Below are 16,574 nucleotides of genomic sequence, written 5' to 3'. Positions count from 1 at the left end.
ACGACATGGATTCCGGGGTCACGACGTCGTTTCCGGGGTCACGAGGCGCCGGGCGACCTCCCGGCCGATGGTCTCGGCGTGCGTGCCCCGCAGCATCCCGACGTGGTCGGCGGCGATCTCGATCCCCTCGATGGGCTCGGCGATGTACCGCTCCCAGGTGGAGCGCGCCGCCGCGAGCGACACCTGGGCCAGATCGCCCTCGGTGGCCAGGAACAGCAGCGCGCCACCGCCGAAACGCCGGGGAGTGTGCCCCTGCGCCAGCCGGATCATGTGCTCCTTCGTCTCCTCCACGTTGACCGTGAACGAGTCGGCCGGCGGGCTCATCGCCCCGGGCCCGTCGAGCAGGGCCCGCCCCTCCTGGTCCGCGGCCCCGTCGATCCGGACGAGCGTCCCGTCCACGCCGGCCGCGTCACCGCGGTCGCCGTCCTGGCGCGGGCCGTCCTCGTCCCTGCGGTGGTGTCCGCCGGGGTAGCCGTCCAGCAGCGCCAGCAGCGCGACCTCAGCCCCCTGCGCCTCCAGCTCCGCGGCGACGGCCTGGGCCAGCACCGCGCCGAAGGACCAGCCGAGCAGCTGGTACGGCCCCTCGGGCTGCACCGAGCGGATCCGCTCGACGTAGTCGGCCACCAGCTCCGGCACGCTGCCCGGCATCGCCCTGCGGTCGGTGAACCCGGGCGTCTGGAGGCCGTAGACCGGCAGATCCTGCGGCAGGTGGCGCAGCAGCGCGGCGTAGGACCAGGCCAGCCCTGTGCTGTGGTGCAGGCAGAACAACGGCGTCCGGGACCCGCCGCGCTGCAGCGCGAGCAGCGCGTCGAGGTCGTCCCGCCGCCGCCCGGCCCGCCGCGGCGCCGTCAGCCCGGCCACACCGTCCAGCGCGGCGCGCGGCTGCACCAGCCCGTCCGAGGTCCACGCGGCACGCCGCCCGGTGCGCAGCATCAGGTCACCGCCGGGCCCGAAGGGGTCGGCGACCAGACTGCCCGCGGTGCGGGCCGGGGCCCCGGCATAGGCGCGGGCCAGCGACGGCCCGGCGACGTACAGGTCACCGGCCACACCGACCGGGACCGGCCGAAGCCACTCGTCGAGCACGTAGGCGCGGGCGGTACGGGGCAGGGTGAGCGCGGGGACCGGGATGGAACCCGTACCCGATGCGATGGCCCCCACAGGGCTCTCGCCCGGCCCGGCGGTCGCCACCACCGCGGTACGCCCCCCGCTCAACGCGGCCAGCAGCCCCACCAGCAGTTCGGTGACCGGCGCGTGCGCGTCCAGGTGGAGCGTCGCGGCGGTCGACTCGGACGACGGGGAGGCCGCCTGACGGTCGATCACCCGGCCGAGCAGGGACCGGTGGTCCACCAGCTCGCCCACCGGCGTGCCGTCCGGTGCCTCCGCGGGCAGCAGGACGGCCGGCTGGGACGGCCGCGGGTCCGGGAGTACGGCGGGACGGCGCAGCCTCCTGCCCGCGGCCCGGATCGCGTCCGCCACCCGCAGCACGGGCACCGCCTCCGACCCGGCGACCTCCCCCAGGCCGCCACCCGACGACACGACGAGCGCGGCCGGCGCCACGCACCCCAGTCCGGCAGCCGCCGCCAACGGCCCCCCGGCGGCGCCGGGGTCGGCGATCACGCACGCGGCGCCGGACCGGAGCACGCCGAGCACGGCGACCGCCCAGTCGGTGCCGGGCCGTACCGCCACCACCACGGTGTCGCCCCCGCCCACCCCGCGCCGGTCCAGCCCGGCGGCGAGCCACGCGGCGGCCCGGTCCAGGGCCCGGCGGCTGAGGGAGCCGTACCGGTCCCGGACGGCCGGCGCGCCCGGCTCGCGGGCCGCGGCCTCGGCGAGCGCCGGGAGCACGGTGCCGTCCGGGACCCGGGCCGCGCCACGGTTCCAGTCCTCGGTCAGCTGCCGCCGCTCCGACTCGCCGAGCAGGATGTCGAGCTGGCTCAGCCGCAGTTCCGGCTCGGCCGCCACCTGTCCGAGGAGCCGGAGCAGGCGCCGTACGAGTGCGACGGCGGTGGCCCGGTCGAACAGCTCCTCGGCGTAGTCCAGGCTGCCGTCGAGGCCGTCGGGCCCGCCGTCGTCACGGTGCCGGTCGGTCAGCCGTACCGTCAGATCGAACCCGGACGCCGGGGTGCCGAGGCCGACGAGCGAGGCGTCCAGCCCCGGCACCGCCGGGACGTCCCACTTCGCCGCGGTGTCGTCCCGGACGTCCAGAACCACCTGGACCAGCGGATGCGGGTCACCCGGTGCGGCGTCCGCGACCCCCAGGGCCTCGGCGATCCGCGCGAACGGCACGTCCCGGGACCGCTCCGCCTCCTCGGTGGTCTCCCGGACCCGGCCGAGCATCTCCCGGAACGTCGGGTCCCCCGAGACGTCCGTGCGCAGCGGCAGCAACCCGGCGAACGGGCCCATGACCGCCTCGAGTTCACCCTCGCCCGTGGGCCGCGGCGCCACCGCGCCGACCACCAGATCGGTGCCGGCGCCCATCCGGGCGAGCAGCATCGCGAGCCCGGCGTGCACCACGGCGACCGAGGTCACGCCGAGCGCCTGGGCCGTCTCCATCAGCCGGACGTGCACCGGCGCCGGCACCCGCAGCGGCACCGCGCCGGTCCGCCGGGCGGGCCGCCCGGACCGCGGCCGGTCCACGGGTAGCGTGATCGCGGACGGCGCGTCCGCCAGCACCTCCTTCCAGTACGCGAGCTGCTCACCGGCCACGCTCTCGGCCGTCTCCGCCGTGGTCGCCACCTCCGTGTCCGCGTCCGCGAGCAGCCGGCTCTCCCAGACCGCGTAGTCGGCGAACTGGAGCGGCAGAGGCGCCCGCTCCGGGGCACGGCCCTCCCAGCGCGCGCCGTACGCCACGGACACATCGCGCACGAGAGCGTCACGGGACGCGTCGTCGCCACCGATCCGATGCAGTACGAGAAGCAGCACGTGGTCGGTGTCGGAGAGCTCGAACAGCGTGGCGGCCCACGGCGTTTCGCTCGCGAGGTCGAACCGGCGGGCGGCACCATCGGCCAGTACGGCCGGCAGTTCCCGCTCGGCCGCCGTGACGACCGGGAGCTCCGGGCGGGCCGCGGGATCGTCGGCGCCCAGGATCCGCTGGACCAGCTCCCCGTCCGGGGTCTCGGCGAAGACCGTCCGCAGGATGTCGTGCCGTGCGGCCACATCCGCCAGCGCCGCCCGCAGCGCGTCCCGGTCGAGCTCCCCGCGCAGCCGCAGGGCGACGGACGACTGAAGGGCCCGCGTACCCGGATCGGCCGCGGCCCGCCGCCAGAGGAACCGCTGCCCGGCCGTCGCCGGTGCCTCGCCCCCCTCATGGTCGACCGGCAGCAGCGAGGGACGCGACTTGGTGCCCAGGATGCGTGCCGCGCCGATCGGGGTCGGATCGCCGAAGAACTGCTTCAGGTTCAGCTCCGCCCCGGTCTCCGACCGGACCCGGCCCGCAAGATGCATCGCCAGCGCCGAATTGCCGCCCAGATCGAAGAAGTTGCCGTCGGCGGCCACCCGGTCGACGCCCAGCACCCCGGCGAACAGGGTGCACAGCAGCGCCTCGGTGCCGTTCCGGGGAAGGAGACCCGAGCCGTCGCTCTCCGGATCGGGGACGGGCAGCGCGGACCGGTCAATCTTGCCGTTGGCGGTCAGCGGGAAGGTGTCGAGAACGACGACCGTAGACGGGACCATGTACTCCGGCAGCCGGATGGCCGCACCTGCCCGGACGTCCTCGGCGTCCGCGTCCCCGACGACGTAGCCGATCAGACGGCCGTCGCGTATCTGTGCCACGGCCCGCTCTACCTGTGGCTGGGCGGCGAGGACGGCTTCGACCTCGCCGAGCTCGACCCGGAAGCCACGGATCTTGACCTGTTCATCGGCACGGCCCACGAAGGCCAGCTGACCGTCTGACGTCCAGCGGACCAGGTCACCGGTGCGGTACATCCGGCCACCGTCAGCGTCGAACGGGCAGGCCACGAACCGCTCCGCGGTCAGATCGGGGCGGTTGACGTAACCGCGGGCCAGGCCGTCCCCGGCGATGTACAGCTCGCCCGTCACACCCACCGGCACTGGGCGCAGGAAGGCGTCGAGGACATAGGTGCGGACATTGCCCAGTGGCCGTCCGATGGCGGGCGGGGCGTCCTCACCCGTAATGCCCTCATCCAGCAGTACGGCGGTGGTGATGACGGTCGCCTCGGTGGGCCCGTAGGTGTTCCACACCCGGGCGCTTTCCCGCCACTTGGCGGCCAGACCGGCCTCCAGACGCTCGGCGCCCAGCACCCAGTTGCCGATCCCGGAGACCATCTCCGGCTCCAGCGCGCCGAGGAGGGAGGGCACCACACTCGCCGTGCTCACTCCCGCCGCCTCGATCATGCGCGCAAGAGCCGCCGCATCCAGCCGTTCGTCAGACGAGGCGATCGCCAACGTGCCGCCCGCGGCGAGCGTGACCGCCACGTCCAGCACCGCCGCGTCGAAGCTGAACGACGCGAACTGCAAGGCTGTGACGCCAGGTTCGACTCCGAGCACCGGGCGCATCACGGATGCCAGGTTGGCCACGGAGGCGTGCGCGACGGCCACGCCCTTCGGACGCCCGGTCGACCCCGACGTATAGATGACATAGGCCAGTTGATCGGCGCCGACTTCCGGCAGCGCACCGGCATCACTCGCCAGCTCATCCAGCAGGACGGTGTCGACCTCCGCCGACAGGCGGTCCGCGGTCTCCGCCGTCACCAACACCAACTCGGCGTCACTGTCGGCGGCCATGAACACCAGCCGCTCAGAGGGGTATTCGGGGTCCAGCGGGACGTACGCCCCACCGGCCTTCCACACCCCCAGCATGGCCACCACCATCTCGGCCCCACGTGGCAGACACAGCCCCACCCGGGACTCTGCGCCCACGCCCCGCGCCACCAGCCCACGCGCCACCGCATCCGAGCGACTGTCCACCTCGGCATACGACAGGCCCCGCCCCTCGGACCACAACGCCACCGTCTCCGGCGCCATGGCCACACGGGCGCGGAACCGCTCCAGCACGGTCGAGGTGTCCACCTCGCTCGCGGTGGCGTTCCACTCCTCGACGACCGCCGACCGCTCCGAGGCGTCCAGCAGATCAAGGTCGCTCAGCCGCAGCTCCGGATCGGCCGCGACCTGCGCCAGCACCCGCTCCAGCCGCCCGGCCAGGGCGCGGACCGTCGCCTCGTCGAACAGGTCGGCCGCGTACAGGATGCCGCCGCCCATGCCGGCCGGGACTCCCTGCTCGGACCACCGCTCCCCCAGTGAGAAGGAGAGGTCGAAGCGGGCCGCGGGGTCCTCAGCGGGCGGGATCTGCTCGACCGCCAGTCCTTCGAGGTCCCACTGCGCCTCGGGCACGTTCTGGAGCGCCAGCATCACTTGGAACAGCGGGCTGCGGGACGCCGACCGGGTCGGGTTCAGCTCGTCGACGAGCTTGTCGAACGGCACGTCCTGAGAGGCGTACGCCGAGAGGTCGGTCTCCCTGATGCGCGCCAGCAGGTCACCGAAGGTGGGGTCGCCGGAGGCATCGGAGCGGAGGACGAGCGTGTTGACGAAGAACCCGGCCAGCCCCTCCAGTTGCAGATCCGAGCGGCCGGCGACCGGGGTGCCGATGCAGATGTCCTCCCCGGCACCCATCCGGGCCAGCAGCACCACCAGCGCCGCGTGCACGACCATGAACATCGTGGCCCCGCCGCGCGCGGCCAGCTCCGTCAGCCGAGCGTGCGTCTCCGCGTCCACCCGCACCGGCACCTGACCGCTGCGGAACGACGGCATCGCCGGACGCGGCCGGTCGAACGGCAGCACCGTCTCCTGCGGCGCACCCTCCAACACCCCACGCCAGTGGGCGATCTGCCCCGCACCGGCGCTCTCCGGGTCGTCCAAGTCGCCGAGCACCTCGCGCTGCCACAGCGCGTAGTCGGCGTACTGGACGGGGAGCGGTTCCCATCCGGGTTCGGCCCCCGAGAGCCGTGCGCGATAGGCGGCTTGGAGGTCGTTCGCCAGCACGCCCATCGACCAGCCGTCGGAGGCGATGTGGTGGGCCACCAGCAGCAGGCCCCACTCCGTCTCCGAGATCCTCAGGAGGGAGGCCCGCCACGGCAGGTCGGCCCGGACGTCGAAGCCGCGCGCGATCTCCTCCTGCATGAGCTCGTGCCACCGCTCGCCGGCCTCGACGACGACCAGCTCCGGGCGCCCCTCGGCGCCCTCGCGGATCTCCTGGTACGGCACCCCTTCCACGTCCGGGAAGACCGTGCGCAGGCTCTCGTGCCGGTCGGCGATGTCCCACAGCGCCGCTTGCAGGGCCGCGGTGTCGACGGTGCCGGTCAGGCGCAGCGCGAAGGGGAGGTTGTAGGCGGACGCCCCGGCCCCGTCGGTCTCGGCGCCCTCGATGCGGTTGAGGAACCACATCCGCTGCTGGGCGAAGGACAGGGGTATGCGCTCGGGGCGTTCCCGGCGGGCCAGCATCACGCCCGCCGACGCTCCGGCGGTGTCGACCAGCCGTGCGACACCGGCCACGGTCGGCTCCGCGAACACCTCGCGGACCCCGACCGACACCTCCAGCACCGAACGGACACGGGCGATCAGCCGCATCACCTTCAGCGAGTCACCGCCGAGCTCGAAGAAGCTCTCCTCGGCGCCGACCCGCTCCAGCTCCAGCACCTCGGCGAACAGGTGGGCCAGCGCCTCCTCGGTCGGGGTCTCAGGCCCACGGCCGCCGTCCGCCGCACGTTCCGGCTCGGGCAGCGCGGCGCGGTCGATCTTGCCGTTGACGGTCAGCGGCAGGGCGTCGAGCAGCACGAGGGCGGACGGCACCATGTAGTCGGGCAGCCGGCCGGCGGCGAACTCCCGTACCGCGTCCGTCCGCGGCTCCCGCCCGGGCACGGGCAGCACGTACCCGATCAGCCGTTCGTCGCGTACCACCGCAATGGCCGTCTTCACCTCCGGATGGGCGGCCAACGCGGCCTCGACCTCGCCGAGTTCGACCCGGAAGCCACGGATCTTCACCTGCTCGTCGGCACGGCCCACGAACTCCAGTCGCCCGTCGCCCATCCAGCGCGCCAGATCGCCGGTGCGGTACATCCGGCCGCCGTCCGCGTCGAACGGGCAGGCCACGAACCGCTCCGCCGTCAGGTCGGGGCGTCCGATGTAACCGCGGGCCAGTCCGTCGCCGGCGATGTACAGCTCGCCGGCGACCCCTACCGGAACCGGCCGCAGATAGGCGTCCAGGACATGGGTCCGGACGTTCTCCAGGGGGCGTCCGATGGGCGGCGGGGCGTCCTGGGCGGTGAGGCCCTTCGGGAGCAGCGTCGCCGTGGTGATGACGGTGGCCTCGGTCGGGCCGTAGGTGTTCCACACCCGGGACCGCGCCCGCCACTTGGCGGCCAGACCGGCCTCCAGACGCTCGGCGCCCAGCACCCAGTTGCCGATCCCGGCGACCGCCGCCGGCTCCAGCACCCCGAGCAGCGACGGGACGACGCTCGCGACCTCGACCCCGCAGGTCTCCACCAGGGCGGCCAGGGCGGCGGTGTCCAGCCGCTCCTCGGCCGACGCGATCGCCAACGTGCCCCCTGCGGCCAGCGTCACCGCGACGTCCAGGACCGACGCGTCGAAGCTGAACGACGCGAACTGCAACGCCGTCACCCCCGGCTCGACGCCCAGCACCGGGCGCATGGCGGTGGCCAGGTTCGCCACCGGGGCGTGCGCGACGGCGACACCCTTCGGGCGGCCCGTCGACCCCGACGTGTAGATGACGTAGGCCAGTTGGTCGGCACCGATCTCCGGCAGCTCACCCACACTGCCTGCCAGCTCGTCGAGCAGGACGGTGTCGACCTCCGCGGACAGACGGTCAGCGGTCTCGGCCGTCACCAGCACCAGCTGGGCGTCACTGTCGGCGGCCATGAACTCCAGCCGGTCGGAGGGGTATTCGGGGTCCAGCGGGACGTACGCCCCACCGGCCTTCCACACCGCCAGGACCGCCACGACCATCTCGGCACCGCGCGGCAGGCACAGCCCCACCCGGGACTCGCGCCCCACCCCCCGCGCCACCAGCCCACGCGCCAACGCATCCGACCGCGCTTCCACGTCCGCGTAGGTCAGCGACCGGTCGAGGGTGCGCAGCGCCACCGCCGTCGGCGTCAGCGCGGCCCACTCACGGAACCGTTCGACGACCGTGCTGACGTCGTCCGCATCACGGGCCGTGGCGTTCCACTCCGCCACGACCGTGGCGCGCTCGGCCTCGTCCAGCACCTCCACGGCACTCAGCCGCAGCTCCGGATCGGCCGCGACCTGCTCCAGCACCCGGGCGAGCCGCTCGGCCAGCCGGCGCACGGTCTCCTCGTCGAACAGATCGGCCGCGAACAGGATGCCGCCCCGCATGCCCTCCGGCTCGCCCTCGGCGGTGTGGAACTCGTTCAGCGCCACCGACAGATCGAAGCGCGCGGCCGGATCGGACGCGGGCGGTATCTCCTCGACCGCCAGCCCCTGGAGATCCCACTGTGCCTTCGGCACGTTCTGGAGGGCCAGCATCACCTGGAACAGCGGATTACGGGCCGCGGACCGCGCCACGCCCAGTTCGTCGACGAGCCGCTCGAAGGGCACGTCCTGGTTCGCGTACGCCGAGAGATCGGCCTCCCTGATACGCGCCAGCAGGTCACCGAAGGTGGGGTCGCCGGAGGCATCGGAGCGGAGGACGAGCGTGTTGACGAAGAACCCGGCGAGATCCTCCAGTTGCACATCGGACCGGCCCGCGACGGGGGTGCCGATGCAGACGTCCTCCCCGGCACCCATCCGCGCCAGCAGCACCACCAGCGCCGCGTGCACGACCATGAACATCGTCGCCCCGCCCCGCGCGGCCAGCTCCGTCAGCCGGGCATGCGTCTCCGCATCGACCTCGACCGGCACCGACCCACTGCGGATCGACGGCGCCGCCGGACGCGGCCGGTCGAACGGCAGCACCGTCTCCTGCGGCGCACCCTCCAACACCCCACGCCAGTAGTCGATCTGCGCGGACCCCGCCCCGGCCCCCTCGTCGTCCACGTCGCCCAGCACCTCCCGCTGCCACAGCGCGTAATCCGCGTACTGCACGGGGAGCGGCTCCCACGCCGGGGCCGCCCCGAGAAGACGGGCGCGATAAGCACCCTGGAGGTCGCGGGCGAGTACGCCCATCGACCAGGCGTCGGACGCGATGTGATGCGCGACCAACAGCAGGACCCAGTCCGTGTCAGAAACCTTCAGCAGAGTGGTCCGCCACGGAAGATCAGCCCGGACGTCGAAGCCACGCCCGGCCTCCTCCTGCATGAGCGCGCGCCACTGTTCGCCGGCTTCGATGACCTGGAGCCGGGGGCGGCCTGCGGAGCCCTCGCGGATCTCCTGGTACGGCACTCCCTCGATGTCCGGGAAGACCGTGCGCAGGCTCTCGTGCCGGTCGGCGATGTCCCACAGCGCGGCCTGGAGGGCCTCGGCATCGAGGGTGCCGGTCAGGCGCAGGGCGAAGGGCATGTTGTAAGCGGAGGCCCCGGTGTCATCCATCCGGTTGAGGAACCACATCCGCTGCTGCGCGAAGGACAGCGGTATGCGGTCCGGCCGTTCCCGACGCGCCAGCACGACACCGGCCGACGCGGCGGCGGTGTCGACCAGCCGCGCGATCCCCGCGACCGTCGGCTCCGCGAACACCTCACGGACCCCGACCGACACCTCCAGCACCGAACGGACACGGGCGATCAGCCGCATCACCTTCAGCGAATCACCGCCCAGCTCGAAGAAACTCTCCTCCACGCCGACGCTCTCCAGATCCAGTACCTCGCCGAAGAGAGCGGCCAGCGCCTCCTCGGTCGGGGTCGCAGGTGCGCGACCGCCGCTCGCGCCGAGGTCGGGGGCGGGGAGGGCGGCACGGTCGATCTTGCCGTTGGCGGTCAGCGGGAAGGTGTCGAGGACGACGACCGTCGACGGGACCATGTACTCCGGCAGCCGGATGGCCGCACCGGCTCGGACGTCCTCGGCGTCCGCGTCCCCGACGACGTAGCCGATCAGACGGCCGTCGCGTATCTGTGCCACGGCTCGCTCGACCTGTGGCTGGGCGGCGAGGACGGCTTCGACCTCGCCGAGTTCCACCCGGAAGCCACGGATCTTGACCTGTTCATCGGCCCGCCCGACGAAGGCCAGCTGACCGTCTGGCGTCCAGCGCGCCAGGTCCCCGGTGCGGTACATCCGGCCACCGTCCGCGTCGAACGGGCAGGCAACGAACCGCTCGGCGGTGAGATCGGGGCGGTTGACGTAACCGCGGGCCAGACCGTCCCCGGCGATGTACAGCTCGCCCGTCACACCCACGGGGACAGGGCGCAGGAAGGCGTCCAGGACGTAGGTGCGGACGTTGCCCAGGGGCCGTCCGATGGCGGGCGGGGCGTCCTCACCCGTGATGCCGTCTTCCAGCGGTACGGCGGTGGTGATGACGGTCGCCTCGGTGGGCCCGTAGGTGTTCCAAACCCGCGCATGCTCACGCCACTTGGCGGCCAGCCCGGCCTCCAGACGCTCGGCGCCCAGCACCCAGTTGCCGATCCCGGAGACCATCTCCGGCTCCAGCGCGCCGAGGAGAGAGGGCACCACACTCGCCGTGCTCACTCCCGCCGCCTCGATCATGCGGGCCAGAGCCGCCGCGTCCAGCCGTTCGTCGGCCGAGGCGATCGCCAACGTGCCGCCCGCAGCCAGCGTGACCGCCACATCCAGCACCGCCGCATCGAAGCTGAACGACGCGAACTGCAACGCCGTAACCCCAGGCTCGACCCCGAGCACCGGGCGCATCACGGATGCCAGGTTGGCGACGGAGGCGTGCGCGACGGCCACGCCCTTCGGACGCCCCGTCGACCCCGACGTATAGATCACATAGGCCAGTTGATCGGCGCCGACTTCCGGCAGGGCACCGGCATCACTCGCCAGCTCATCCAGCAGGACGGTGTCGACCTCCGCCGACAGGCGGTCCGCGGTGTCGGCCGTCACCAGCACCAACTCGGCGTCACTGTCGGCCGCCATGAACACCAGCCGCTCGGACGGGTATTCGGGGTCCAGTGGGACGTACGCCCCGCCGGCCTTCCACACCGCCAGAATCGCCACCACCATCTCCGCGCCACGCGGCAGGCACAGCCCTACCCGGGACTCCCGCCCCACACCCCGCGCCACCAGCCCACGCGCCAACACATCAGAGCGTGCGTCGACTTCGGCGTACGACAGGCCCCGGCCCTCCGCCCACAACGCGACCGCCTCGGGTGTCCTGGCCACACGGGCGCGGAACCGCGCCAGCACGGTCGACGTGTCCACCTCGCTCGCGGTGGCGTTCCACTCGTCCACAACCGCAGCCCGCTCGGACTCCTCCAGCACCTCCACGGCGCTCAGCCGCAGCTCCGGATCGGCCGCGACCTGCGCCAGGACTCGCACGAGCCGCTCCGCGAGCCGGCCGACCGTCTGCTCGTCGAAGAGATCGGCGGCGTAGAGGATCGCGCCCCGCAGACCATCGACCGAGCCGTTGTCCGAGCGGCGCTCGCTCAGCGTCAGGGAGAGGTCGAAGCGGGCCGGGGGGTCTTCCGCCGGCGGAATCTGCTCGACGGTCAACCCTTCGAGTTCCCAGTGCGCCTCCGGCACGTTCTGGAGGGCCAGCATCACCTGGAACAGCGGATTACGGGCGGCGGAACGGGCCGGGTTCAATTCGTCGACGAGCCGCTCGAACGGCACGTCCTGGTGGGCGTACGCCGACAGGTCCGTCTCACGCACCCGCCGCAGCACCTCGATGAACGACGGGTCGCCCGCCATGTCCGAGCGCAGGACAAGGGTGTTGACGAAGAAGCCGGCCAAGCCCTCCAGTTGGGAGTCCGAGCGCCCGGCGACGGGAGTCCCGACGCAGATGTCCTCTCCGGCCCCCATCCTGGCCAGCAGCACCACCAGCGCCGCGTGTACGACCATGAACATCGTCGCGCCGCCCTGCGCGGCCAGTTCGGCAAGCCGGGCGTGCGTCTGCGTGTCGACGTCCAGCGGCACCGACCCACTGCGGAACGACGGCATCGCCGGACGCGGCCGGTCGAACGGCAGCACCGTCTCCTGCGGCGCCCCCTCCAACGCCCGTCGCCAGTGGGCGATCTGCCCCGCCCCGGCGCTGTCGGGGTCGTCCAGCTCGCCGAGCACGTCGCGCTGCCACAGCGCGTAGTCCGCGTACTGGACGGGGAAGGGCTCCCATCCCGGCGTCCGACCGACCAGCCTCGACTGGTAGGCCGTCTGCAAGTCGCGGGCGAGTACGCCCATCGACCAGGCGTCGGAGGCGATGTGGTGAGCCACCAGCAGCAGGACCCAGTCCGTGTCGGAGACCTTCAACAGGGTGGTCCGCCACGGAAGATCGACCGCCAGATCGAAGCCGCGCTCGGCCTCGCCCCGCATCGCTTCCCGCCACTGTTCGCCGGCTTCGATGACCTGGAGCCGGGGGCGGCCTGCGGAGCCTTCGCGGATCTCCTGATACGGCGCCCCTTCCACGTCCGGGAAGACCGTACGCAGGGTCTCGTGCCGGTCGGCGATGTCCCACAGCGCGGCCTGGAGGGCCTCGGCATCGAGGGTGCCGGTCAGGCGCAGGGCGAAGGGCATGTTGTAGGCGGAGGCACCCGTCTCGTCCATCCGGTTGAGGAACCACATCCGCTGCTGCGCGAAGGACAGCGGTATGCGGTCCGGGCGCTCCCGACGCGCCAGCACCACACCGGTCGACCCGCCGGCGGTGTCGACCAGCCGGGCGATGCCCGCGACCGTCGGCTCCGCGAACACCTCACGGACCCCGACCGACACCTCCAGCACCGAACGGACACGGGCGATCAGCCGCATCACCTTCAGCGAATCGCCGCCCAGCTCGAAGAAACTCTCCTCCGCACCGACGCTCTCCAGATCCAGTACCTCGCCGAAGAGAGCAGTCAGCGCCTCCTCGGTCGGAGTCACTGGCCCACGGGAAGCACTGGTGCCCAGATCCGGCACCGGGAGCGCGGCACGGTCGACCTTGCCGTTGACCGTCAGCGGCAAAGCGTCGAGCAGCATGAGGGCGGACGGCACCATGTAGTCCGGCAGCCGGGTGGCGGCGAAGGCACGGAGATCGTCCGTGTCGGTGGCGCCGACGGCGTAGCCGATCAGGCGGCCGTCGTAAATCTGTGCGGCAGATTGGGCGACCTGTGGGTGGGCGGCAAGGACGGCTTCGACCTCGCCGAGTTCCACCCGGAAGCCACGGATCTTGACCTGTTCATCGGCCCGCCCGACGAAGGCCAGCTGACCCTCTGGCGTCCAGCGGACCAGGTCCCCGGTGCGGTACATCCGGCCACCGTCCGCTTCGAACGGGCAGGCGATGAAGCGCTCCGCCGTCAGGTCCGGGCGGTTGACGTAACCGCGGGCCAGACCGTCCCCGGCGACATACAGCTCACCCGTCACACCCACCGGGACAGGGCGCAGGAAGGCGTCCAGGACGTAGGTGCGGACGTTCCCAAGGGGCCGCCCGATGGCGGGCGGGGCGTCCTCACCCGTGATGCCCTCACCCAGCAGTACGGCGGTGGTGATGACGGTCGCCTCGGTGGGCCCGTAGGTGTTCCACACCCGGGCGCTTTCCCGCCACTTGGCGGCCAGACCGGCCTCCAGACGCTCAGCGCCCAGCACCCAGTTGCCGATCCCGGAGACCATCTCCGGCTCCAGCACCCCCAACAGCGACGGCACCACACTCGCCACATCGACACCGGCCGCCTCCACCATGGCCGCCAACGCCGCCGCATCCCGACGCTCCTCCGCCGAAGCGATCGCCAACGTGCCCCCGGCAGCCAGCGTGACCGCCACGTCCAGCACCGCCGCGTCAAAGCTGAACGACGCGAACTGCAACGCCGTGACCCCAGGCTCGACGCCGAGCACCGGACGCATCACGGATGCCAGGTTGGCCACCGAGGCGTGCGCGACGGCCACACCCTTCGGACGCCCCGTCGACCCCGACGTATAGATCACATAGGCCAGTTGATCGCCACCCACCTCGGGCAGCACACCGGCCTCACTCCCCACTTCATCCAGCAGCACACCCGAGGCCACCCGCCCGGCTGTCTCCTCCGTGACCAGCACCACCTCGGCACCGCTGTCCGCGACCATGAACTCAAGCCGCTCAGTGGGGTATTCGGGGTCCAGCGGGACGTACGCCCCACCGGCCTTCCACACCCCCAGCATGGCCACCATCATCTCGGCCCCGCGCGGCAGGCACAGGCCCACCCGGGACTCCGCGCCCACGCCCCGCGCCACCAGCCCACGCGCCACCGCATCCGACCGCGCATCCAACTCGGCATACGACAGGCCCCGCCCCTCGGACCACACCGCGACGGCCTCCGGCGCCACGGCCACACGGGCGCGGAACCGCGCCAGCACGGTCGAGGTGTCCACCTCGCTCGCGGTGGCGTTCCACTCGTCCACGACCGCAGCCCGCTCGAATTCCTCCAGCAGGTCCAGGTCGCTCAGCCGCAGCTCCGGATCAGCCGCGACCTGCTCCAGCACCCGCACCAGCCGCCCGGCCAGCCCCCGCACCGTCGCCTCGTCGAACAGGTCGGCCGCGTACAGGATGCCGCCCCTCAGACCCTCGGCCGTGCCGCCCTCCGACCGACGCTCGCTCAGCGAGAGGGACAGATCGAAGCGGGCCGCCAGGTCCTCTGCGTGCGGAACCTGCTCGACCGTCAGCCCCTCTAGGTTCCAGTGCGGCTCGGGCACGTTCTGGAGGGCCAGCATCACCTGGAACAACGGGTTGCGGGCCGCGGAGCGCTCCGGGTTCAGCTCGTCCACGAGCCGCTCGAAGGGCACGTCCTGATGCGCGTACGCCGACAGGTCGGCCTCCCGCACCCGCGCCAGCAGATCCCGGAACGACGGATTCCCCGCCAAGTCGGAGCGCAGGACGAGCGTGTTGATGAAGAGGCCGGCCAGCCCCTCCAGTTGTGCGTCGGAGCGGCCCGCGACGGGGGTGCCGATGCAGACGTCCTCTCCCGCGCCCATACGGGAGAGCAGTACCGACAGCGCCGCGTGCACGACCATGAACATCGTCGCGCCGCCCTGCGCGGCCAGCTCTACCAACCGGGCATGCGTCTCCGCGTCCACCCGCACCGGCACCTGACCGCCGCGGAACGAGGGCGCCGCCGGACGCGGCCGGTCGAAGGGCAGCACCGTCTCCTGCGGCGCACCCTCCAACACCCGCCGCCAGTAGGCGATCTGACCAGCCCCGGGGCTCTCCGGGTCGTCCAGCTCGCCGAGCACCTCCCGCTGCCAGAGCGCGTAGTCGGCGTACTGGACGGGGAGGGGCTCCCATCCGGGTTCGGCATCCGACAGCCGTGCGCAATAGGCGGCTTGGAGGTCGTTCGCGAGGACGCCCATCGACCAGGCGTCGGTCGCGATGTGATGGGCGACCAGCAGCAGCACCCACTCCGCCTCCGAGACCCTCAATAGGGTTGTCCGCCACGGGAGTTCGACCGCCAGGTCAAACCCGCGCCCCGCCTCTGCCTGCATGGCCTCACGCCACCGCTCGCCGGCCTCGACGACGACCAGCTTCGGGCGCCCCTCGGCGCCTTCACGGATCTCCTGATACGGCACTCCCTCCGCGTCCGGGAAGACCGTGCGCAGGCTCTCGTGCCGATCCGCCACATCACCCAGTGCCGACTTCAGCACCTCGACGTCGAGGCTGCCAGTCAGCCGTAGAGCGAAAGGAAGGTTGTAGGCGGAAGCCGCCACCTCGTCCATCCGGTTGAGGAACCACATCCGCTGCTGGGCGAAGGACAGGGGTACGCGCTCGGGACGCTCCCGGCGGGCCAGCATCACGCCCGCCGACGCCCCGACGGTGTCGACCAACCGCGCCACACCGGCCACGGTCGGGTCCGCGAAGACCTCCCGGACTCCGACCGACGCCTCCAGCACCGAGCGAATACGGGCGATCAGGCGCATCACCAGCAGCGAATCACCACCCAGCTCGAAGAAGCTCTCCTCGGCGCCGACCCGCTCCAGGCCGAGCACCTCGGCGAACAGCCCGCACAGCGTCTCCTCCGTCGGAGTCGCGGGCCCGCGAGACGCACCGGCACCCAGGTCCGGCACCGGCAGAGCAGCACGGTCGACCTTGCCGTTCACCGTCAGCGGGAACGCGTCCAGGACGACGACCGCGGAAGGCACCAGGTAATCCGGCACGCGCGCGGCAGCGAATGCGCGCAGAGCGGCGGCATCCGTGTCGCCGACGACGTACCCGATCAGCCGCGCATCCCGTACGACGGCCACGGCCTGCTCGACCTGCGGGTGGGCGGCGAGGACGGCCTCGACCTCGCCCAGTTCCACCCGGAACCCACGGATCTTGACCTGCTCATCCGCACGCCCCAAGAACTCCAACTGCCCATCCGCCAACCACCGCACCACATCACCCGTGCGATACATCCGGCCACCATCCACACCGAACGGACACGCCACAAACCGCCCCGACGTCAGACCAGCACGCCCCGCATACCCCCGCGCCAGCCCCACCCCCGACACATACAACTCACCACGCACCCCCACCGGCACCGGCTGCAAAAACGCATCCA

The 16,574-nt window shown here is 72.4% G+C and carries 1 protein-coding gene; it reads right to left on the bottom strand.

The features are described 5' to 3' along the window. Positions 1-18: 18 nt before the first annotated feature. Positions 19-16,542, bottom strand: a complete 16,524-nt coding sequence (locus ACFUO4_RS27600; protein WP_383490728.1) for an amino acid adenylation domain-containing protein — start codon at positions 16,540-16,542, stop codon at positions 19-21. Positions 16,543-16,574: the final 32 nt, after the last annotated feature.

It is taken from the genome of Streptomyces sp. NPDC057280 (assembly GCF_042668605.1).
In the GTDB taxonomy this organism is placed as follows: Bacteria; Actinomycetota; Actinomycetes; order Streptomycetales; family Streptomycetaceae; genus Streptomyces.
This window is presented reverse-complemented; position numbering and strand designations above follow the sequence as displayed.